This is a genomic window from Ruminococcus sp. 5_1_39BFAA (genome assembly GCF_964240875.1).
In the GTDB taxonomy this organism is placed as follows: domain Bacteria; phylum Bacillota; class Clostridia; order Lachnospirales; family Lachnospiraceae; genus Blautia_A.
The window spans coordinates 192,537-215,378 of the sequence record NZ_CAXSVO010000003.1 but is presented as its reverse complement, the minus strand read 5'-3'; the positions used below and the strand labels follow the sequence as shown (position 1 = coordinate 215,378).

Annotated in this window: 20 protein-coding genes; all 20 read left to right on the top strand. The window is 48.1% G+C overall.

Translation table 11 applies throughout. The features are described from left to right. Positions 1-10 precede the first annotated feature (10 nt). The 20 genes from ACESZH_RS06010 to ACESZH_RS05915 all read left to right on the top strand — a co-directional run bounded on the left by ACESZH_RS06010 (position 11) and on the right by ACESZH_RS05915 (position 22,832). A complete protein-coding gene (locus ACESZH_RS06010) occupies positions 11-1,309 on the top strand; it encodes a tetratricopeptide repeat protein (protein ID WP_373213200.1) in 1,299 nt (432 codons plus the stop codon). 117 nt (positions 1,310-1,426) lie between these two features. Next, positions 1,427-1,756, top strand: a complete 330-nt coding sequence (locus ACESZH_RS06005; RefSeq protein WP_373213202.1) for an anti-sigma factor antagonist — start codon at positions 1,427-1,429, stop codon at positions 1,754-1,756. 16 nt (positions 1,757-1,772) lie between these two features. After that, positions 1,773-2,198 (top strand): anti-sigma F factor, encoded by a 426-nt coding sequence (spoIIAB, locus tag ACESZH_RS06000; protein ID WP_373213682.1) that lies wholly within the window; start codon positions 1,773-1,775, stop codon positions 2,196-2,198. 9 nt (positions 2,199-2,207) lie between these two features. Then, positions 2,208-2,921, top strand: a complete 714-nt coding sequence (locus tag ACESZH_RS05995) for a SigF/SigG family RNA polymerase sporulation sigma factor (RefSeq protein WP_373213203.1) — start codon at positions 2,208-2,210, stop codon at positions 2,919-2,921. Between the two features lie 164 nt (positions 2,922-3,085). Beyond that, positions 3,086-4,429 carry an MFS transporter gene (locus ACESZH_RS05990; protein WP_373213205.1) on the top strand — a complete coding sequence of 448 codons (1,344 nt, stop codon included), beginning with the start codon at positions 3,086-3,088 and terminating at the stop codon, positions 4,427-4,429. A 16-nt stretch (positions 4,430-4,445) separates the two neighbouring features. Continuing rightward, positions 4,446-5,399: a glycoside hydrolase family 88 protein gene (locus tag ACESZH_RS05985; protein ID WP_373213206.1), complete on the top strand. Its 954-nt coding sequence runs from the start codon at positions 4,446-4,448 to the stop codon at positions 5,397-5,399. A 91-nt stretch (positions 5,400-5,490) separates the two neighbouring features. Further along, positions 5,491-6,765 carry an ABC transporter substrate-binding protein gene (locus ACESZH_RS05980; RefSeq protein ID WP_373213208.1) on the top strand — a complete coding sequence of 425 codons (1,275 nt, stop codon included), beginning with the start codon at positions 5,491-5,493 and terminating at the stop codon, positions 6,763-6,765. A 73-nt stretch (positions 6,766-6,838) separates the two neighbouring features. Further along, a complete protein-coding gene (locus ACESZH_RS05975) occupies positions 6,839-7,744 on the top strand; it encodes a carbohydrate ABC transporter permease (RefSeq protein ID WP_373213209.1) in 906 nt (301 codons plus the stop codon). Between the two features lie 3 nt (positions 7,745-7,747). Beyond that, the gene (locus ACESZH_RS05970; protein ID WP_373213211.1) at positions 7,748-8,563 is read left to right on the top strand and encodes a carbohydrate ABC transporter permease; all 816 of its coding nucleotides are present in this window, start codon (positions 7,748-7,750) and stop codon (positions 8,561-8,563) included. A gap of 80 nt (positions 8,564-8,643) precedes the next feature. After that, positions 8,644-10,167 carry a response regulator gene (locus ACESZH_RS05965; protein ID WP_373213214.1) on the top strand — a complete coding sequence of 508 codons (1,524 nt, stop codon included), beginning with the start codon at positions 8,644-8,646 and terminating at the stop codon, positions 10,165-10,167. 4 nt (positions 10,168-10,171) lie between these two features. Further along, positions 10,172-11,953, top strand: a complete 1,782-nt coding sequence (locus ACESZH_RS05960; RefSeq protein WP_373213216.1) for a sensor histidine kinase — start codon at positions 10,172-10,174, stop codon at positions 11,951-11,953. After that, positions 11,943-12,629 carry a deoxyribose-phosphate aldolase gene (deoC, locus tag ACESZH_RS05955; RefSeq protein WP_373213219.1) on the top strand — a complete coding sequence of 229 codons (687 nt, stop codon included), beginning with the start codon at positions 11,943-11,945 and terminating at the stop codon, positions 12,627-12,629. The genes ACESZH_RS05960 and deoC overlap by 11 nt, the downstream gene beginning before the upstream one ends. Before the next feature lie 3 nt (positions 12,630-12,632). Then, on the top strand, positions 12,633-13,631 hold the full coding sequence (locus ACESZH_RS05950; protein ID WP_373213221.1) for an SMP-30/gluconolactonase/LRE family protein: 999 nt from the start codon (positions 12,633-12,635) through the stop codon (positions 13,629-13,631). Positions 13,632-13,651: 20 nt separating this feature from the next. Then, on the top strand, positions 13,652-15,160 hold the full coding sequence (gene xylB, locus ACESZH_RS05945; RefSeq protein WP_373213223.1) for a xylulokinase: 1,509 nt from the start codon (positions 13,652-13,654) through the stop codon (positions 15,158-15,160). Between the two features lie 18 nt (positions 15,161-15,178). Further along, a complete protein-coding gene (locus tag ACESZH_RS05940) occupies positions 15,179-16,012 on the top strand; it encodes a sugar phosphate isomerase/epimerase family protein (protein WP_373213225.1) in 834 nt (277 codons plus the stop codon). A 20-nt stretch (positions 16,013-16,032) separates the two neighbouring features. Further along, positions 16,033-17,070 (top strand): zinc-binding dehydrogenase, encoded by a 1,038-nt coding sequence (locus ACESZH_RS05935; RefSeq protein ID WP_373213228.1) that lies wholly within the window; start codon positions 16,033-16,035, stop codon positions 17,068-17,070. A gap of 17 nt (positions 17,071-17,087) precedes the next feature. Further along, a complete protein-coding gene (locus ACESZH_RS05930) occupies positions 17,088-18,092 on the top strand; it encodes an aldo/keto reductase (protein ID WP_373213230.1) in 1,005 nt (334 codons plus the stop codon). Between the two features lie 24 nt (positions 18,093-18,116). Next, on the top strand, positions 18,117-20,270 hold the full coding sequence (gnpA, locus tag ACESZH_RS05925; RefSeq protein ID WP_373213232.1) for a 1,3-beta-galactosyl-N-acetylhexosamine phosphorylase: 2,154 nt from the start codon (positions 18,117-18,119) through the stop codon (positions 20,268-20,270). 32 nt (positions 20,271-20,302) lie between these two features. Then, a complete protein-coding gene (locus ACESZH_RS05920) occupies positions 20,303-21,682 on the top strand; it encodes a GH1 family beta-glucosidase (protein ID WP_373213235.1) in 1,380 nt (459 codons plus the stop codon). After that, positions 21,669-22,832, top strand: coding sequence for a serine hydrolase domain-containing protein (locus ACESZH_RS05915; protein WP_373213236.1), 1,164 nt, complete (start codon positions 21,669-21,671; stop codon positions 22,830-22,832). The genes ACESZH_RS05920 and ACESZH_RS05915 overlap by 14 nt, the downstream gene beginning before the upstream one ends. The last annotated feature ends 10 nt before the right edge of the window (positions 22,833-22,842 follow it).

Below are 22,842 nucleotides of genomic sequence, written 5' to 3'. Positions count from 1 at the left end.
GGAGATACGAATGAACTGCATGAATTGTGGCGCGTTCCTGACGGACAAGGATCTGGATTACTGTCCTCATTGCGGCTGCAACGTCCTGATTCAGAAAAAAGTGGATTACCTGTCCAAATTTTATTACAATCAGGGCCTGGAAAAAGCCAGCATCCGTGACCTTTCAGGAGCCATCAATTGTTTAAAGCAAAGCCTTACCTATGATAAAAGAAATATCCAGGCCAGAAACCTTTTGGGATTGGTTTATTTTGAAACCGGCGAGGTGGTCGCTGCCCTCAGCGAATGGGTTATCAGCAAAAACCTGAAGCCTACCAAAAACCTGGCAAACGAATATATCAGCCGTCTCCAGGCAAATTCCAATAAGCTGGATGCTATCAATGAGACGATACGGAAATATAATAACGCCCTTGCGCTCTGCCGTGAAGGCCATGAGGATATGGCGGCGATCCAGCTTCGCAAGATCCTGACCCAGAACTCTAAGCTGATCAAGGGTTACCATCTGCTGGCATTGATCCAGATGAAGAACCATGAGTGGAGCAAGGCGAGAAGAACCTTAAGAAAAGCTGCCCGCATTGACAAGACCAACACCACGACCCTGCGTTTTCTCAGGGAGGTGGACGAGCAGACAGGCGTTACCACCCGTTTGGAGAAACAGAAAAAAGGGCTTTTCCATGGAAAAAACAGCGATTCCTCAGGGGATGAGGGAGTGGGAAGCATGGTGGTTCACGCACCTGCCTACAGGGAGAATTCCAGGATTTCCCTTTTTGTCACGCTGATGCTGGGTGTGGGTGCCGGTGTGCTGGGATTTTGGCTGCTTGCAGTGCCTGCCATCAGGCAGGGGATCTACCGTGAGGCGAATCAGCAGATCGTAAGATACAGCGAGTCTCTGGCAAGCCAGGGTGCGGAGCTGTCCAAGGCGCAGGGAGAAGCCCGGGAGTCCGGGGATACGGCTGAGGAGATCGCACAGCAGTTGGAAGCGGAGAAGAAAAACAGCCAGAGTTATCAGTCATTGCTGAAAGCGTATTACGCATATAGGCAGGATGATTACGATTCGGCTGCGCTGGAGATCCAGAATGTATATGAGGATGTACTTTCAGATGATGTGAAAGGAATTTACGATGTTATTTGTGAGCAGACCGGAGTGAGCGGGATTTCGGATAATCCGGACCAGGATAACAGCGGTTCTGATGATTCGTCTGGTGATGATTACGGCAACGATGATTCGAATTATGATGATTCCTATAATGACGACTCGGATTACGACAGCGATGGTTATTACGACGAAGACGGGAATTATATTGAATACTGATATAGACAGAGGATGAACCTCCAAAAAGGGGATGTGCGCAGGCACGTCCTCTTTTTTGGTTTCAGAGGAGGCACGGAGAAAAAGGAATATTTTGTAAAATAAGGGGGAATTCTATCTATGGAACCTGTTTTTGAGACTGAGGGGAACTGCCTGAATATCTTGCTTCCGGGAGAGCTGGATCATCCTGCATCGGATCTTATCCGACAGGAATCTGACCGGATCATGGCAAAGATCTATATCAAAACCATAAGCTTTGATTTTCAGCGGACCACCTTTATGGACAGCTCCGGGATCGGGCTGATCATGGGGCGGTACCGTGCCATGGGAATGAGACCGGGCTGCATCAGGGCTGTCAATGTAAGCAGTTATATCACCAAGCTGCTCCATTTGTCAGGTGTGCATAAATACATGGAAATCAGCAGCACGGCAGAAGTCTCAGAGAAATAGAAGGGAGGAGAGTATGATGGAAAACACCAATGAAATGACGATAATTTTTGACAGCCGTCCTGTAAATGAAGGACTTGCAAGGGTGACAGTGGCATCCTTCTGCACCCAGCTAAATCCCACTCTGGAGGAGGTGGCAGATATTAAAACGGCTGTCTCAGAGGCTGTCACCAACTGTATTATCCACGGCTACGAGGGCAGGATACATAAGATTAAGATGGCCTGCACCTTAAAGGGCAGGGAAATCACAGTGGCAATCTCAGATGAGGGAGCAGGCATCCCCGATATTCAGAAAGCCATGGAACCTCTTTATACCTCACGGCCGGATAAAGACCGTTCCGGCATGGGCTTTACGTTTATGGAAGCCTTTATGGATGAGGTTTTGGTGGAATCGGAGGTGGGAAAGGGCACTACCGTGCGCATGAAAAAGACTATAGGCAGATAAGGAGGCAGGATGGACCATACTCTTGCCCTGATCGGGCGCATACACCAGGGTGATAAAGAGGCAAGAGATACCTTATTCGAGGAAAATGTTGGTCTGATCTACAGCGTTGCGCGCCGCTTCCTGGGAAGAGGCGTGGATATGGAGGATCTGTTTCAGATTGGAAGTATTGGTTTATTGAAAGCAGCCGATAAATTCGATATGAGCTTTGAGGTAAGATTTTCCACTTACGCAGTCCCCATGATAGCCGGAGAAATTAAACGGTATCTCCGTGATGATGGGATTTTAAAGGTGAGCCGCTCCCTTAAGGAGAATAATTATAAAATCTACCAGGAAAGAGAGAACCTGGAACGCAGTCTTGGTCGGGAGCCAACCCTTTCGGAACTTTCAGAGGCTATGCAGCTTCCCATGGAGGAGCTGGTCCTGACCATGGAAGCCGGCACTGAGGTGGAATCCCTGCATAAAACCATTTACCAGGGCGATGGAAATGAAATTTCCCTGATGGATAAGCTTCCGGAAAAGGAAAACCAGCAGGAAGCGCTTCTGGATAAGATCCTGCTGGAAGAAATCCTGGGAACTCTGGAGCCAAAGGAGAGAAGGTTGATCTATATGCGCTATTTCCTGGACATGACCCAGACACAGATCGCAGAGCGCCTGGGAATTTCCCAGGTGCAGGTTTCCAGGATGGAAAAAAGGACTTTGAAAAAATTGAGGGAGAGGTTATAATAATACTGCCGTACCAATCGGGCTTTTCACCGTTGGTACGGCAGTATTATATTCGATTTTCCTTTAAAATGCCCATAATTTTACGTTTTCGCTGTAAACCTTTATTTGTTAGAATATAATTACCAGTAGTCTGTTTTCACATCTTTATAAAGAGAGACAAAAGAATGAACCTAACACGAAAAGAAAAAATAAGCTTTGGACTCGGTGATTTTTCCAACAATGGAATCTTCACCTTTGTATCCACCTACCTGATGTATTATTACACAGACGTTGCCTGCCTGGATCTGGCATCTATCAGCCTGATCCTGATGCTGGGCCGCACCATAGATGCCATATTCAGTCCTGTCATGGGACTGATCGTAGACAAGACCAATACAAAATACGGAAAATGCCGTCCTTACCTTGCATTGGGAATCCTACCCTCCTGCATACTTATGATCGGGCTGTTTGCCCTTCCTGACGGGATGACACCCGGTGCGAAAACGATCCTTGCCATAGCTAACTACGCGGCGTTCAGCGTGCTGTACGCTTTTATGAACGTACCGTATTCCACAATGATAAACGTTCTGACCGCCAGCAACACCCAGCGTATCTCCCTGAATCTATACAAAACACTGGGAGCAAACCTGGGAGCAGTATTTGTGACAGCCGTTTCCCTGAAAGCAGTGGAATACTTTTCAAAAGGAAATAAAAACGGATTTTCCCGGGCAGCAGTCCTGTTTGCCCTCCTGTTTTTCATTGGAGTCCTGTTGTGCGTAGTCAACACAAAAGAGCGGGTCACCGCAAAAAGCAGCGCCGCTGTCCCCGTCAGGGAATCCCTTAAGGTCCTTCGGATAAACACACCCTGGAAGATATTCTGCGGCGTACAGTTTCTGACTCTTTTGATGTATATCATCCGCAGTCAGGGAACCATATACTACGCAAAGTATTATCTGGGAAACGAAAATATCAGCTCTTTCATGCTGACCATCCTCTCTGTCATAGCACTGGCATTTTCCTTCCTTTTGCCGGGAATGGTAAAACGCTGGGGATTGAGAAGCTGTGTCATTGGCGGAAATCTGATCTGGTGCCTTTCCATGCTTGCTACCTGGTTTTCAGGGAAAAATACAGTTCTTGTCCTGCTGTTCCACATTACAGGCAGTATGGGCTGGAGCACAGCTACCGGCATTGTTTTTGTGATCCTGTCTCAGACCATTGACTATGGCCAGTGGAAAACAGGAAAGCGTCCCCAGGGACTGTTCACTTCCCTGGTGTCCTTTGTCCAGAAAATGGGGATCGCCTGCGCCGGAGTCGTATGCTCTCAGGTGCTGCAGGCTGGCGGCTACGTGGCAAACCAGGAGGCAGGGAAAAATGCACTTTTATCCATTAAGTTTCTGTTCTGCGGACTGCCTATGGTACTGGGAATCTGTATTATCCTTCTGATGATGTGCTATCACCTGGATGCTTTATACCCGCAGATCGAGAAGGATTTAAGTGAGGGACGGATGGAAAACGGACAGCCTATATAATGAGAAAGGGAATATTATGAGAAATATGGAAGAAAAAGTACTTCAGGCAATGCTTTGTATGACAAGACAGTGCTGGGAGCAGGGAATTGCGGCTCAGGCATTGATGGAATGCGGACATGAGGAGCTTTATAAGCTGGCAGCCTATGATATGGTGCTGCGCCAGAGCAGTGATGGAAGACTTTGCAATGTGGAAAATACGCCCGCTGTGACAGACAGTGCATTTTGCATTCCTGCTGTGCTGGAAGCGGGGAGAAAATATTGCTGCGGAGAATATAAGACAGCGGCGGAGAAAAACATCCGCTTTCTTCTGGAGGATGCGGAGCATGCTTTGGACCATACTCTGTTTCATATGATCCACACCCAGGAGATTTGGGCGGATTCTGCTGCCTTTCTTCCTTATTCCCTGGCGCTTGCCGGGCACTGGAGAGAGGCGTGGACACAGATGGAGGGAATCTGCAGCCGTCTGTACCATAAGGAAAGCGGTCTGTATTACCATATGTGGGATGAAGGGCGCAAAGAGTATCTCCGTCCTCTTGCATGGGGTGTGGGAAATGGCTGGATCCTCACAGGACTTCTCCGCACGCTCCTGGTCTGGAACGAGGGGTTTAGGGAGGAAAAAATCCGTATGGAAGCCCGCTTCCATGAGCTGTTGGACAATATGCTTGCAATGGAAACAAAGGAGCATGGCTTCCATGATATTCTGGATGACGATTCCACGTTCCAGGAGTCTGAAACTGCCGCCATGGTAGCATATGCCATTTATCGGGGCGTTTCGGAGGGAATGGTGGATCCGTCTTATCTGGAGCGGGCGGATAGTATACGGGAAGCATTGCTGGAAAAGGTCACAGCGCAGGGGCTTGTCCTGGATGCCGCCTCATCCCCTGCATTTGACAGGCCGGGAACCTCCGTGGAATGCCAGGCCCATGTCCTTATGATGGAAAAATGCTGCAAAAATGTTCGAAATTCTTAAAAATTGTGCGAAATAAGGTCAAGTTATATGTGAAAGATGATGATAAGATAATATTATCAAAGGAAATCCAATAAAGGAGGAAGAACGGATTATGAAGAAAAAAATGATCAGCACATTGATGGCGGCAACAATGGCAGCATCCGTATTTGCAGTGCCTGTAGCAGCAGAGGAAGAGCCTGTTACCATTACTTACTGGGGATGGGATTCCAACTATTATCAGCCGGTTATGGATGCTTACACAGAGACTCATCCAAACGTGACCTTTGAGGCAACCGCAACAGAATGGGGCGATATGCTTACAAAAGCACAGCAGGCTCTGGCATCCGGTTCTGAGCTTCCGACCATTATCCCGATGGACATCACATTGATCGGAAACTGGAAAAAGATGGGAATCATGGAGAATCTGGTAGACTATGGCCTTGATACAAGCGTTTACAGCCCGGCTCTGATCGAAGCGGCGACTGATGACGAAGGCAAAGTGATCGGTCTGTTTGAAAATATCTGCCCGGCTGGTATTGCTTACAAACGCGATCTGGCAAAAGAATATTTAGGAACAGATGATCCGGATGAGCTGGCAGAAATGTTCAGCAGCTATGACGCTTATGTTGAGAAAGGAAAAGAAGTAGCAGAAGCATCAAACGGTGAAGTATATCTGTTCCATTCCGGACAGGCAGTTGCTGAATGGCTGTACTTTGCAAGTGATATTGCAAATGTAACAGATGACACCATCAACATGACAGAGAAAATGACAGACGTTATGGGCAAGCTCATTGACCTGAGAGATGCAGGCGCAGTTGATACATATCAGAATGGTACGGCAGAAGCAAATGCAACATATGCAGGCTCCAACCACATCTTCTATCCGTGTCCTGACTGGGCTCTGACCTACTACATTGAAACAAACGATCCGGAAGGTTCCGGAAACTGGGGACTTATTAAAGCTCCTACAGGCTACAGCCACGGCGGTACCGCAATGGGCATCACCTCCTCTGCATCTGATGAGCAGAAGCAGGCAGCTTATGACTTTATCACATGGGCTATCTCCTCTGAGGAAGGTGCAACTGTAGCAAAAGATCAGGCTGGTTACATCACACATGATACCACCATCGCTACAGAAGAATTCTGCAAACGTGCTGATGAAGAATTCTTTGGCGGACAGGATATTTCTGCACTGTACTACAAAGATATCGCTTCCGGTATCTCCATTGCAACTCCGTCTGCATACGATAACGATATCGTAAGCGTTCGTAATGACGTTGCTCAGCAGATCATGAACGATTCTGCTATGACTCTGGACGATGCTGTTGCTGCAGCAGTAGAAGAGCTTGGACAGCTTGTAACTGACGATACAGTAACAATCAAATAATTAAAAAGAATTATAAAGGGACTGTCCCTGTCCAGGCGGGGCAGTCCCTTTCCAATTTCCGGGGGACTAATATATGAATAACAGTATGAAAAAATACAGAACAGTATGGCCGTTTGTTTTCCTGGCGCCATTCTGTCTCTGTTTCCTCTTGTTTAATCTGTTCCCGATTCTGTATTCTTTTTACATGAGTACATTGGACTGGGCTGGTTATAACGAAAAAGTTTTTGTTGGTCTTAAGAACTTTGTAAATATTTTCACGAAGGATAAGCTATTCTGGAAATCTGTTCTGAATACACTTCGCATCGGCCTTGTAGGTTTTCCCATTGCCATTGTGCTGGGCCTGATTCTGGCTGCTTTGCTGAGCAATGTGAAAAAATTTAAAAATGCTCTGCAGACCATGAATTTCTTGCCGTATATCACAACACCTGTTGCGATCGGTATGATCTTTACGTTTATTTTTGAGGAGCACGTTGGTATTTTGAATAAGCTGATTGAGTTCTTTGGCGGCAATGCGGTGAACTTCGTCGGTACGGCTAAATGGGCGCCGCTTGTCATTTCCTTTATGATCATCTGGAGAAATACAGGATACTTTATGACCATGTATCTGGCAGGAATCACCTCCATCTCCGATGAACTGTATGAAGCGGCAAAAATCGATGGCGCTTCAGAGCTGCAGTGCTTTTTCAAGATCACAGTGCCTCTGCTGAAATCGGTGACCACCTTCCTGGTAATTACCAGTACTATTTACATGTTCCAGATGTTTGATGAAGCAAATCTGCTGTTTACCAATCAGTCCAGCAGCACAGTTGGCGGTCCGGAGCAGAGCTGTCTGACGATCGTATGGAACTTTTATAACCAGGCATTCGGCGGAAATCCACGTATGGGCTACGCATCGGCAATGTCCTGTGTGCTGTTTGTGATCATTGCTGTAGTATCAATAATCGGTCTGCGCATTATGAATGGAAAGGGGGAAGATTGATCTATGAATAAAACAAGAACCGTTGTGACAAGCATTATTCTGGGGCTTGTTTCCATTATTTCCCTGATTCCATTCTGGCTGATGTTCTCCATGTCCACTTATAAAAGTGAAATGATCTTCCAGAATAATCCTATGATACCTTCGGATTATTTTATAGAAAATCTGAAGACTATTTTTGCGTCAAATTTTGTACAGTCTTACGTAAACAGCTTTATCATTTCTGCTTCCGCCATGCTGCTCAGTGTGATCATTTGTTCCATGGCGGGATATGCCATGAATGTTTATGAATTCAAGCTAAAAAAGATCGTAAACATGTTTATCATGATGACCATGATGGTACCGACACAGATTGGAATTATTGGTTACATGATCGAAATGAGGAACATGAAGATCAACAATACTCTTTTGCCAATGATCTTAGTATGGCTGGCAAGCGGACTCGGCGCATATTGGATGATTTCCTTCTTTAAGAGCGGCCTGCCATTGGAGCTGGTGGAAAGCGCCAGAATTGATGGAGCCAGCGAACCGAAAATTTTCTGCAGAATTGCATTGCCATGTATCAAGCCGGGCATTCTTACCCTGTGTCTGCTTCAGTTTTTATGGTCCTGGAACAGCTACATGTACCCGCTGGTATTTGTCAACAAGGCGGAAAATTATACGATTCCGATTTTTGTCAAGAGTCTTGCAAGTGCATATCGTACTGATTATGGGGCGCAGCTTGCAGGTCTGACTCTTTCTACCATACCTGTGCTGATCCTGTTTATGTTTGGTTCAAAGAGTATGATCCGCGGTCTGACGGCGGGAGCCGTAAAAGGTTGAGGATAGATGTATGAGGGCATACATGATATAATAACATATATGGTAGCTTTGCTGCCCATGTGTGTGCGGAGGTGTAATTTATGAAGGTCAGGATCTTCATTGTAGATGATGAACAGATGGCCATCAAATATCTGAAATATCTGCTGGAAAGTACAGACCTGGAGTATGAAGTAGCGGGACAGGCTACGAACAGTGTCAAAGCGCTTCCTGAGATCATACGTCTGAAACCGGATATCGTATTTGTGGATATCAATATGCCGGTGATGGATGGACTGGAGTTGTCCGAGCAGGTTCTGAAGAAGATAACAACGAAGATATTTCTGCTGACCTCCTACAGAGATTTTGATTATGTAAAAAAAGGAATACAGATCGGCATTACCGATTATATACTGAAGAATGAGCTGAATGAAGAAACTCTGGGTAAGCTGCTTACAAAAACAGTGGGAGATATCCTGGTGGAAAAGAAAAAGCAGCATTTGATCCTGGAACACAATGTCCGTGAATTTCTTCTCAGCAATTCCATGGATATTGAGGATCATGTATACGAACACAGACCTATGCAGCGGTATGCTCTGATCGAGGCGGTGCGCAGAACAGGGATCTGTATGAAGCACAGGAACCAGGGAAGCATTCCAAAGGTAGACAGCTATGAGCTTCAGACGCTTGTATACCCGGATGGAATTGTGTGCAGTGCATTTACGGAAATGAGCAGCGGCGAGCTGTGCGGGATCTTTTTTATACAGGGTGAGGTGACAGATGGACAAGTGTTGCTGAAACAAGCCGGAGAGCAGATCGCAGAGTATTTAAGCGAATGCGGATTTGATGGAGCTTGTCTTGTTTCGGATACGAAATATCATTTTCTGGAGCTGCAGAATACCTACCGGGAATTGAAAGGCCTTGCCGAGTATCTGTATGCCTGTACAGGAAAGAAAGTATTCCGGGCATCGGAGATCCGGGAGCAGAACAGGGAAAAAATCATGTCAGACGCCTGGCTGGAAGCTTTGAATGATAAGGTTGAAAAGCAGCAGTCGAAGGAGGCATGGGAGGTCCTTCAGGATTTCTTTGAGAATTGCCGCAGGAATCTGAATGTGTGGGAATACACGGAATGCCTTCAAAGCGTATTACGGTATCTGAAATCATATATTCAGAAGAGCCATCTTCGTTCCGCTATTCTCGATATCCCGGAATGGTATCCGGATACTGAGGCTGCGGAAACGACTCTTTCAGAGTGTTTGGGGCTGATATTTGAGGAAGCAAAGCAGGACGAGCAGTCAGGTTGTTCACTTTATGTGCAGCAGGCCATTGAGTACATCCGGAGAAATTACAGTAAAAACATATCTGTTCCGGATATTGCCCAGGCGGTAAAAATTTCTGAGGGCCACTTGCGCAGGCTGTTTAAGCAGGAGCTGAACATGAAGGTGGTGGATTACCTGACAGAATACCGGCTGGAATGTGCCAAGCTTTTGATGAAAAACGGAGAAAACAGTCTCAGTGGTATCTGGGAGCGGACGGGCTTTACCTCAGCCCAGTATTTTAGCTATGTATTTAAGAGAAAAGAGGGAATGTTGCCCAAAGACTATGCAAAGAAAATAAGAAACGGATGAGAATATGAGGATAAGAAGAGGAGATAAAAACGGAAAATTGCAGCCCAAGCTGACATGGACAGTGTTGGCTGTTGTTTTTGCAGCCTTTTTTCTGGTTTTTGCGATCGTCCTCTATACCTCTTATAACCATTACCGGGAGCAGGAGATCAATAATCAGCGGTACCAGCTTGATAAAACGGCTGCGCAGATACGTACTCTTCAGGTGACGACCAGCAATATGGCACAGCAGATCATATATGATGATGTGGTACAGAAGGTGATCAACACGCCGGAGGTGTCCACAGGAGATTATCTCTATTCCAAGCGGAATGCGCAGAGGACTTTATCCAAGTATTCCCATATTATTGACGGAATTTCGGAAATCTATATCTATACCAATGATGGAAGAACCATTTCCAGCAGGGATGTAAGAGGACCGTTTTATCCCGAGAAGAACGATTGGTATGAGGAATTCCTGGAATCAGGCAGAAGCTCGGGCTTCAGCAAGGTTCATCTGGCGGAGCCAAGTGCGAACGGATATACCACGGAGGTGGTCAGCTTTATTATGAGCTATTATTCCGTGGGCGTGGTTACAGAGGAGATCGGAAAACTGATGGTGGAGATCAATTTTTCGGAGCTTCAGGAGATGGCGGGAGTGGATACCTCCATGCTGAAAGGGTACACGCTTTTTGATTCGGAGCAAAAGGAGCTGATTACCTACGGAGAGCTAAAATATGGATATGAGGAGATTTCGGATAAAAGCGAAGACGGGATGATCCAGTTAAATAACGGGGATGTGGTCATTTTTTCCACGGAGCTGGTGGACAACTGGATGCTGGCACTGGAAATATCGGGAACGAGACTGATGGAGAAATCGGTAGTGGCATACGGCTATCTGCTTTTGATCTTCGTTTTTATTATTGCTGTGCTCCTGGTAACGCTGCGGAATTCTATCAGGAAAGTCGTGGAGCCAATTAACCAGCTAAGTGAGGCTGCCATGGACGTAGGCGGCGGAAACTTTGATGTCACTGTACAGATCCACACAAACGATGAGCTGGAAATGCTGGCAGACGTGTTCAACCGGATGGTCGTGGATATCCGCGGGCTGATGCACGAGTCGGTAGAGCATGAAAAGGTACTGCGGCGTATGGAAATTGAAAATCTGATGCTGCAGATCAATCCGCATTTTATTTACAATACAATGAACTCGATCGTATATATGGCTCGTATGAGCGGAAACCCGCAGATTGCGGATTTTGCCAACGCATTCATTTCCCTGCTGCAAAGTACGCTGGATGTGAGGGATTCTGTTTTCAATACAGTGCGAAGCGAACTGAAAACGATCGAAAACTATCTGTATCTGCAGAGATATAGATATGATGGGAAATTTACCTATATGATAGACTGTGATGAGGAGCTGATGGATTGTCAGATTCTCAACGTCATGCTTCAGCCTGCTGTGGAGAATGCCATTTTCCATGGTATTGCTCCCAAGGAGGAAACGTGCGTGCTGAAGATTTCTGTTTACCGTGAGGGCGAGACGCTGAAGCTTATCGTGGAGGACGATGGGATCGGCATGTCAAAGGAAACTCTGGAGGAGCAGATGAAGCCTGACCATACCCAGAAGGGCGGTATGAGAAAGATCGGGGTGGCGAATGTCAAAAACCGTATCCGTGAGATTTACGGTGAGCCTTATAGTCTTATCATTGAAAGTGAGTTAGATGTGGGAACAAAGGTCATTATGACAGTTCCTTATAAGAAAGAGACAAAAAACAGAAATTCCAGGGAGGCCAGAAATGAACAGTAAAGAACTTACGAGGGAACAGCTTGCAGGTATGATGGACCATACCTTTCTGAAGGCATTTGCAACAGAGGCAGATTTTGAAAAACTGTGCGGGGAAGCAAGGGAGAATGGCTTTGCCATGGTTGCCATTAATTCCAGCCCTGTGAAGCTCTGCAAAAAGCTGCTGGAAGGAACTAAGGTGCATGTGGGCGCTGCCATTTCATTCCCGCTGGGGCAGACTGCCATTGAGACAAAAGCCTTTGAGACAGAAAAAGCCATTGCGGATGGTGCAGATGAAATCGATTATGTACTAAATATCGGTGAGCTGAAAATGGGCCATGATGATTATATCCGCAAAGAGATGGAAACGATTGTGGGAATCTGCAGAAAGCATAACGTACTGTCAAAGGTTATTTTTGAAAACTGTTATCTGACAAAAGAGGAGATCAGACGTGCTGCAGAGATCGCAAAGGAAGTAAAGCCTGACTTTATCAAGACAAGTACCGGATTTGGCACTGGAGGTGCAACAGTGGAGGATGTGCGCCTTATGAAGGAAACCGTGGGAGATGATGTAAAAGTAAAGGCGGCAGGCGGCATTCGTGACTGGGCAGCCTGCAGACAGATGATCGATGCAGGGGCTGAGCGTATCGGAACCAGCAACAGTATTACAATTTGTGAACAGTTTGAGATGGAGGGATAAGCTATGCAGGAATCCAGATTATTTGCATTATTGCCAGAGGAATATGTGTGCACACCGGATGGAATGGAAATTGACAGGGACGGGAATCTGATCGTGTCCTGCCCGAATTATGCTGACGATAACATGTCCGGCTGCGTGATCCGCATTGACAAAGAAAAAAACATCAGTAAATGGTTTGACGTGCCTGTGCATCCTGAGACTGGGATCGCCCGCAATATGGGAATTGCCTTTGACAGCCAGTGGAACATGTTTATCTGTGATAACCAGCCGTGGAGCGGAAAAGAAGAGCTGGCATGGAAGGGACGTATGCTGAAGGTGATCTTTGACGAGGAAGGCAAGGTAAAGGACTGGTATACCGTTGCTGATGGAATGGAGCATCCTAACGGTGTGCGGATCTACAAAAACTATATGTATGTGACCCAGAGCTATCTGACAAAGGTAAAGGATGAATCCGGCAATCTGGTAAGCTGTGTTTACCGCTTCCCGCTGGATGCAAGAGATATTGCCATTACCAATACACTTGAAGATGAATATATCTTTACCACCTTTGTGACAAACAATCCGCGCTGCCAGTACGGAGCTGACGGTATTGAGATTGATTCAAAGGGAAATATGTATGTGGGAAATTTCGGAGACGGAGAGGTTTGGAAGATCCGTCTGGACGAAAACGGCGACATGATTGACAAAGAGGTTTATGCAAGGAATCCTGATGAGCTGGTATCCACAGACGGAATGATCATGGATGAGGCGACCGGAAATCTCTATATTGCAGACTTTAACAACAATGCCATTGTAATGGTTGACAAGGACCGCAATGTCCGCAGGATCGCCCAGTCTCCGGACTGCGATGGTTTTCACGGAGAGCTGGACCAGCCGGGCGAGCCCATCATCTGGCAGGGAAAGATTGTGGCAAGCTGTTTTGACCTGGTAACGGATGAGACAAAAGTAAACACACAGCATGAGATGCCTGCAACGATGGCGGAGCTTGATTTAGAACCGTAAAGCGGTGTGGGAGGAAAATGATGGCAGAGTATATTTTAGCTCATGATCTGGGAACCTCCGGCAATAAGGCAACGCTCTTTAGTACGGATGGACGGCTGATCGGAAGCCGCACCTATGGGTATGAGGTTTTTTACGATAAGCCTCTGTGGGCGGAGCAGGATGCAAACGACTGGTGGAATGCGGTGTGCGGCTCTACGAAAGAGCTTCTCTCGGCGTATCAGATAAATGCCGGGGACGTAAGAGCTGTAAGCTTCAGCGGGCAGATGATGGGCTGCCTGCCTGTAGACCGGCAGGGAAAGCCCCTGCGCCGTTCCATTATCTGGGCAGACCAGCGTGCGCAGAAGCAGTCGGCTGCTTTGGCGAAAAAAATTGAAGATGAGCGTTTTTACCGGATCAACGGGCACCGCAACACAGCCTCCTACGGCATCCAGAAGGCAATGTGGGTGAAGGAAAACCAGCCGGAAATCTATGAAAATACATATAAATTTCTCAATGCCAAGGATTACATCGTATTCCGTCTGACCGGGAAATTTTTTACAGACTGTTCTGATGCAAACAGCATGGACTGTTTTGATCTGGCAAGGCAGCAGTGGTCGGAGGAGATCGTGGAGGCAGCGGGCGTGGATCCTGACAAGCTTCCCAAGATCGTATATTCCACCCATTGTGCAGGAAACGTGACTGAGGAGGCAGCAAATCAGACCGGGCTGTCAGTCAATACAAAGGTTATCATAGGGGCAGGCGACGGAGTGGCGGCAAATGTGGGCGCAGGCTGCGTGGAGCCGGGAAAGGCATATTGTTGTATGGGAACCTCTGCCTGGGTTGCAGGTACCTCTGAGAAGCCGGTGCTGGATGAGAAACGGAGAATTGTCTGCTGGGCTCATGCTGTGCCGGGGATGTATTCTCCTAACGGGACCATGCAGTATGCAGGCGGTTCCTATAAGTGGATGAAGGACACCATTTGTCTGGAGGAAATGCGTACAGCGCAGGAAAGAGGGTGCTCCCCTTATGATGTGATCAATGAGAAGATCGCATCCTGCCAGCCGGGAGCAGGCGGGGTACTGTTTTTGCCTTATCTTCTGGGAGAGCGGGCACCGCGGTGGAACCCGGATGCTAAGGGCGTTTTCTTTGGAATGACAGCTACCACCACCAGGGAGCAGATGCTGCGAAGCGTGATGGAAGGAATCGTGATGAATCTGGGAATCTGCTTTGACATTCTAAAGGAGCAGACACCCATAGAGGAAATACTTCTGATCGGCGGCGCTGCCAGAAGCAGTCAGTGGCAGAGAGGGATCGCGGATATTTTTAGCACAAGGGTGCTTGTTCCGGAGTATCTGGAAGAAGCCAACTCCATGGGCGCGGCTGTGATCGCGGGAGTAGGAAGCGGAATCTATAAGGATTTTTCTGCTATTGAAAAATTTATCCGGGTTCAGCAGCGAGTGGAGCCGGAAACATCGAATTATGAAGTTTACCGGGAGCGCAGGATGCAGTTCGATAAAGTGTATGAGGCATTGGTTCCGGTATTTGCATGACGAAAGGCGGTGGCTTTGATGAGACTTGGGATATCAGCGGAAATTTCACATTCCTCTCCGGAGGAATGGAGGGAAAAGATAAAACGGTTTGGCTGTACCTGCGTGGTATTTCCCACAGACTATCGTGCAGATGTGAACCGGATTGATGAATATGTACGGATCGCGCGGGAAGAAAACTGGGTGATCGGGGAAGTAGGGGCATGGTGCAGTCCTTTAGCTGATGACCGAAAGGTGAGAGAGGCATCGCTGGAACGGTGCGTGGAGCAGCTTCGGCTGGCAGATTATACGAAAGCCGGATGCTGCGTGAATGTGACCGGAGCGGCGGGAGAGCAGTGGGACGGCGCTTATGCGCAGAATTTCAGCAGGGAATTTTACGAGAGGATCGTGAAATCCATTCAGTACATTATTGATACTGCAAAGCCCGTGAATACGTATTATACCATAGAGCCTATGCCGTGGATGGTGCCTGCGGGACCAGAGCAATACGAAAGGCTTTTGATGGATGTAAACAGGGAGCGTTTTGCCGTACATATGGATATTGCAAACTGGATGTGCAGCTATGAACGGTATTTTGCACCGGAGCGGTTCATAGATGAGGTGGCGGAAAAACTGGGAAGCCGTATCAAGAGCTGTCATTTGAAGGATGTAAAGCTGAAAAAAGAATTTACCTTCCAGGTACAGGAGGTGGCATGTGGAAAGGGCGCTCTGAATCTGGAATATTATGTGGAAAAAATGCTGGAGATCGATCCGGATATGCCTGTTTATATTGAACATTTGGGAACAGAAGAGGAGTATCTGGAAAGCATGCGTTATGTGGCAAAACGTATGGCGGCTGCAGGATTTCCGGTCTGAGAGATTGGAGGCGTAATAGGATGAAAACATTGGTTGTAAATAAGGATGGTTCCCTGGAGGTTTGTGAGATCCCGAAGCCATCCTATAATGAAAAACAGGCGCTTGTAAAAACAATAAGCTGCGGTATCTGCAATGGGACAGACGCAAAGCTGATCCACAGGACCTTTAAAGGCGTGGAGATGGACCAGTATCCGTTGATGCTGGGACACGAAGCGGTGGGAGAGGTTGTGGAGATCGGCGCAGAGGTTACCGGATATAAGGTAGGCGACAAGGTGCTGCTTCCTTTTGTGGATGCTGACGAGAAGCTGTATGGGGAACTTGGAAGTGCGTGGGGTGCTTACAGCGAATATGCAGTGGTAAATGATGTGAAAGCCTTCGGAGATGGAAAGGCCCCGGAATGTGCTTACGCACAGACTGTACTGCCCGATTATGTAGATCCTGTGGACGCAGCGATGATCGTGACCTTAAGAGAGGTGTTGAGTTCCATCAAACGTTTTGGGATCCAGGCGAATAACAGCGTGGCTGTTTTCGGATGCGGACCTGTGGGCTTGACTTTTATCCGATTTATGAGTATTCTCGGAGTACATCCTATTCTTGCATTTGACGTGAAGGATGAGAAAATCGGTGAAGCGCTGGAAAAAGGCGCGGATTATGCCTTTAACAGCAAAAGCTGTGATCCGAAGACAGAAATCCGCAGAATCTGTCCGGATGGCGTGCAGTTTGTGCTGGACGCGGTGGGAATGCTGCCGCTGATTAATCAGTCCATGGAATATGTGTGTGACGGCGGAAAGATGTGCTGTTATGGAATCGCACCCCAGTGCAGCATGGAGCTTGACTGGTCAAAAGCACCGTATAACTGGCAGCTTCAGTTCCAGCAGTTCCCAAGCAAGGTGGAAGAGGGAGAGGCCACAAACCAGGTACTTTCCTGGATCCGTTCGGGAATCATTGATCTGAAGGATTATATTTCAGATTATTTTGCTTTTGATGAAATTCTGGATGCTTTTGAGAAGCTGGAGCGGAGGGAAATCAGCAAGAAGGGGATAGTTGTGTATAAGTAGAAAAAGGAGAACACAAAATGGCAGATGTATATGTAGCAAGCGATAAGCGTTATGAAAGAATGGTATATAACCGTGTGGGAAAGAGCGGCCTGAAATTCCCGGCCGTATCCCTGGGTTTCTGGCACAATTTTGGAAGCAAAGACAATTATGACACAATGAAAGCCATGTGCCGCACCGCTTTTGATGTGGGGATCACCCAGTTTGATCTTGCAAACAACTACGGCCCCGTATACGGAAGTGCGGAAGAAAACGCGGGACGGATCCTGCGGGAAGACTTCAGACCATACCGTGATGAGCTTGTGATCACATCAAAAGCCGGTTACGATATGTGGCCGGGACCCTACGGTGACTGGGGCAGTAAAAAATATCTGACTGCTAGTGTGGACCAGAGTTTGAAGCGCCTTGGGCTTGAATATGTAGATATTTTTTATCACCATCGTATGGACCCGGAGACACCTCTGGAGGAAACCATGGAGGCGCTTGCCTCAATCGTAAGAAGCGGAAAAGCCCTTTATGCAGGAATTTCCAATTACAATGAGGAGTATACAAGAAAAGCCGCAGCTATCATGAAGGAGCTTCATTGTCCGCTGATCATTAATCAGAGAAGATATTCCATCTTTGACCGCACCATCGAGGAGGATGGGGTGAAAAAATGCTGCAAGGAGATCGGTATGGGCATTATCGCCTTCAGTCCGTTGGCTCAGGGCCTCCTGACGGACAAGTATCTGCACGGAATCCCGGAGGATAGCCGTATCGCCAGAGATCACCGCTTCCTTAAAGCGGATGCCCTGACGCCGGAGCGTCTGAGTCAGATCGAGAGTCTGAATGCCTTGGCGAAGGAGCGCGGACAATCCCTGGCTCAGATGGCATTGTCCTGGATCTTAAAGGATGATGAGGTATGCTCTGTTCTGATCGGAGCATCCAGACCGGAGCAGATCCTTGAAAATATCTCCATTGTGGAAAATACAGAATTTACAGAAGAGGAGATTCGAAGGATTGAAGAAATCTGCGGCCGTGCATAGGTTGTTACATTGAGGAGGAAAGATATGAGTAAGTTAAAGGGCGGCTTTACGCTTCCGGGAGAAGCTGGTTATGAAGAGCTGACATTAAAAATGGCGGAAAAATGGGGGGCTGACGTGATCCGTGACAGCGACGGAACCGTACTGTCGGATGAGATCCTGAATGCAGGCTACGGTATTTATTCTACTATTTGTATCATCCGCGACCACAATGCATGGGCGAAGGAAAATCCGGATAAGCTCCAGCAGACATTCCTTATGACAAGTCCGAAGCTTGCAGCAGGGGACACCCTGGAAATTTCCATCATGGAGGAATTTTTCCGTGAGCAGTTTGCTGTGAATGCCTCGGAGGCTGCCATGAAATACTGGCAGGTCTATGACCGTACAGTAAATGAGGAGGTCCCCAGGGATAAATGGGTTTACGACACTGAAAGGGAGACTGTAAAAATAGCTGGAATCACTGCGTTTCACACCTATACGGTAAGCTTTCTTGCCTACCGTATCTGGGAAGAGATTTCCATGTACAACCATACCACAAATAACTGGGACAAGGAGCATCTGATGCAGATCGATCCACGCTATCCCGAGACTCAGGAGTATCTGCTTGGCTGGATGGAAAACTGGTGCCGGACACATCCCGATACAACGGTTGTGCGCTTTACCTCCCTGTTTTACAATTTCGTGTGGATCTGGGGAGCCAGCGAGAGAAACCGTAATCTGTTTACTGACTGGGGTTCCTATGACTTTACAGTGAGCGAAAAAGCACTGGATGATTTTGCGGAGGAATACGGATATTCCATGACTGCTGAGGATTTTGTCAACCAGGGAAACCGCCAGGTGACCCATATGCCTGCTACAAAGGCAAAGCTGGATTGGATGGATTTTATCAATCGTTTTGTGGTGGGATTCGGCAGAAAGCTTATTGATATTACACATCAGTACGGCAAAAAGGCTTACGTATTTTATGACGACAGTTGGGTAGGACTGGAGCCGTACAAGGAACGATTCCGGGAGTTTGGTTTTGATGGCCTGATCAAATGCGTATTTTCAGGCTATGAGGTGCGTCTCTGTGCAGGCGTACCTGTGGAAACCCATGAAATCCGTCTGCATCCGTATTTATTCCCGGTGGGCTTAGGCGGAGCGCCTACCTTTATGGAGGGCGGCAATCCCACCCTGGACGCAAAAAAATACTGGAACAATGTGCGCAGAGCGCTTCTTAGGGAGCCGATCCAGAGGATCGGTCTTGGCGGATATCTGCATCTGACAGAAGATTTTCCGGACTTCCAGGATTATATTGAGAAAATTTCCGATGAGTTCCGCATGATACAGGAATACCACAGATCCGGACATCCTTACGCGATCCGTCCCAAGGTGGCAGTGCTTCATTACTGGGGCAGACTGCGCTCCTGGACCTTATCCGGTCATTTCCATGAAACTTATATGCACGACCTGATCCATGTGAATGAGGCATTGTCAGGGCTTCCGGTGGACGTGGATTTCATCAGCTTTGAGGATGTAAAGGCAGGCGGGCTGGAAAAATATGACATTGTGATCAATGCAGGCCGTGCGGGAAGCGCATGGAGCGGCGGAGACTCCTGGAAAGACGATGAGATGGTTTCCATGCTGTATCGATGGGTTTATGAAGGGGGAACCTTTATTGGCATCAATGAGCCGTCTGCAGTGGAGGGATACGATTCTTATTTCCGTATGGCCCCGGTGCTTGGAGTTGACGAGGATACGGGAGCAAAGGTGTGCCATGGAAGGTGGGGATTTGAGACAGAAGAAATCCCGGGACTTTTGCCGGAGGGAAGCTTTGTTCCTGAGAGGGAAAACCGCTTTCTGACAGACAGCGCCACCAGGGTTCTGCTGGCGCATGACGGGCAGCCGGATCTGACTCTGCACAGCTTTGGAAAGGGCTGTGGCGTTTATATGGGCGGATTTTCCTATAATCTGGAAAACACGAGGATGCTTTTGAACCTCCTTCTTTATACGGGGGGACAGGCTTTGGACGGAATGTATCTTACGGATAATCTGCATACGGAATGTACATATTATCCGGAAATCGGCAGACTTGTGGTGATAAACAATTCCGGCGAGACACAGACAACAAGTGTCAGGACGCAGAAAGGCGTTCATACTTTTACCATTGAAGCGTATGACCAGGAGGTAATGGATCTGTAACAACAGGATATGACTGGCAGTGGAGGGCTTATATGAATACGAAAAAATTTTGTGATAGCTTTGTCTGGGGCGTTACCACAGCCTCCTATCAGATTGAAGGCGGCGTAAAAGACGGCGGGAGAGGAGAGAGCATTTGGGACCGTTTTTCCCACATCCCCGGCAGGGTTCTGCATGATGACCATGGAGATATTGCATGTGATTCCTATCACCGGGCAGAAGAGGATGTCCGGCTTTTGAAAGAGCTTGGAGTAAAAGCATACCGTTTTTCCATTGCCTGGCCGAGGATCTTTCCGGGTGGCTATGGGCAGGTGTCGGAGGATGGGCTGCGCTATTATGAGGAGCTGATCGATGGTCTTCTGGAGGCAGGGATCGAGCCGTATGTCACACTCTATCACTGGGATCTGCCGCAGAAGCTCCAGGACGAGGGCGGATGGACAAACAGGAAAACAGCGGAGTATTTTTGCGATTACTGCGGCGTGCTGTTTGAGCGTTTCGGCGGTCGGGTGCGTCATTGGATCACTTTAAATGAGCCGTGGGTGGTTGCGTTTGTAGGGAATTATACAGGGAAAATGGCACCGGGCCTGCGGGATTTTTCCGCTGCCCTGACAGCTTCCCACGTGCAGCTTCTGGCACACGGGATGGCAGTGCGCCTTTTCCGTTCTATGGGGCTTGACGGCGAGATCGGGGTTACCCTGAACTTAAGTCCAAAGGAAGCTCTGACAGACACGCCGGAGAATCTGGAGGCAGCGGTGCGCCACGATGGCTATGCGAACCGTTGGTTTTTGGAGCCGCTTTTTGTGGGAAGTTATCCTGAAGACATGTGGGAATGGTATGGCAGACAGCAGGTTGTATTGCCTGAGATTTGTCCCGGTGATATGGAGCTGATCCGGCAGCCTGTGGATTTTCTGGGAATCAATTATTACAATATTGATTATACCGTATCGGATCTGTCTGTGTGGCCCATTGGATTCCGGACTGGTTTTTCCGGCGGAAATCCTATGACTCATTATCAGATGCCGGTAATCCCGGAGGGATTGAAAAAGATACTGGTACGTGTCCATAATGACTACCATCCTCCTAAAATCTACATCACGGAAAACGGAGCCAGCTATCAGGAGCACCCTGACCGGAACGGACAAGTGCAGGATGACGCGCGCATCGACTATGTCCATACCCATCTGCAGAAGGCTGCAGAGGCCGTGGAAGAGGGCGTACCCCTTGCGGGATATTTTGTGTGGACGCTGATGGATGATTTTGAGTGGAATACAGGTTATGAAAATCAATTCGGGCTTGTGTATGTGGATCGGAAAACCCTTGCCAGAACAAAGAAAAAGAGCTTTTTCTGGTACAGACAGGTGATAGACAGCAATGGAGCGGTCCTGGAGGAGAATGAGGAACATGACAGAAGATAAGAAAAGAGCGCTTAAGCAGGAGCTGCGGGCTGATGTGGAGGAAGGCTATTCCGTAGGTGTGCAGGCTGCGGTTTATGAGAAGGGTCAGGAAATTTTTTATGACGCATACGGTATGGCTGACCGGGAGCGGGGCATTCCTATGGGCAGAGATTCCGTCTGCCGCATCTATTCCATGACAAAGCCTGTAACTGCGGCTGCAGCCTGGATCCTAAAGGAGAGAGGGCTGCTGGACTTTTCCATGCCGGTGGAGAAGTATCTTCCGGAGTTCGCCCACATGCAGGTGCTTGAGGGAACACATGTCGTCCCGGCGAAACGATCCATTCTCATAGAAGATCTGCTGTCTATGACATCCGGTCTTGTTTATCCTGATGCAGATGAGGCCGGAAGGCGGATGGAGGAACAGTTCGAAGATATCGAAAACGCAATCCGGGCTGGCCGTGGATTCAGCACCAGGGAGGTGCTGGGAAAGATTGCAGGCGTGCCTCTTTGCGCACAGCCGGGGACACAGTGGCGCTATGGGCTGTCTGCAGATGTTCTGGGCGGCGTTATCCAGGAGGTGTCAGGAAAGTCACTGGCGGAGTTTTTCCTGGAGGAAATTTTTGAACCGCTGGAGATGAGGGACACGGCATTTTATGTTCCGGAGGAAAAGCAAGGACGTTTTGCGCAGCTATACAAGCGGACCGGTCCGGGAGCATGCGGGATTGACAGGAAACGGCATTTGGGGCTGACTATGTGCCTGGAGCCTCCGGCTTTTCAGTCGGGTGGAGCAGGACTGGTGTCTACCATAGAGGACTATTCACATTTTGCGTGTATGCTGGCAGCAGGCGGCGTGTGGAAGGGAAAAAGGATTCTGTCGGAGGAGACAGTAGAGGCCTTTTCACGGAATATGCTGCCCACAGAGCTGCTTGGGACAATATCCTTTGCACATATGAAGGGGTATGGATACGGAAATCTCATGCGGGTAAATCTGGGGCGCGGAGAAAGCTTCAGCACAGAGTGCCCTGGGGAATTTGGCTGGGATGGATGGACCGGACCTTATTTTACAGTGGACAGAAACAAGCAGAAGGTGTTCCTGTTCATGGTGCAGGTCAGTGATTATCAGCATTGGGACAGGATATGGAAAATGAGAGACATTGTTTTTGGAGAATAAAAGGAGGAAG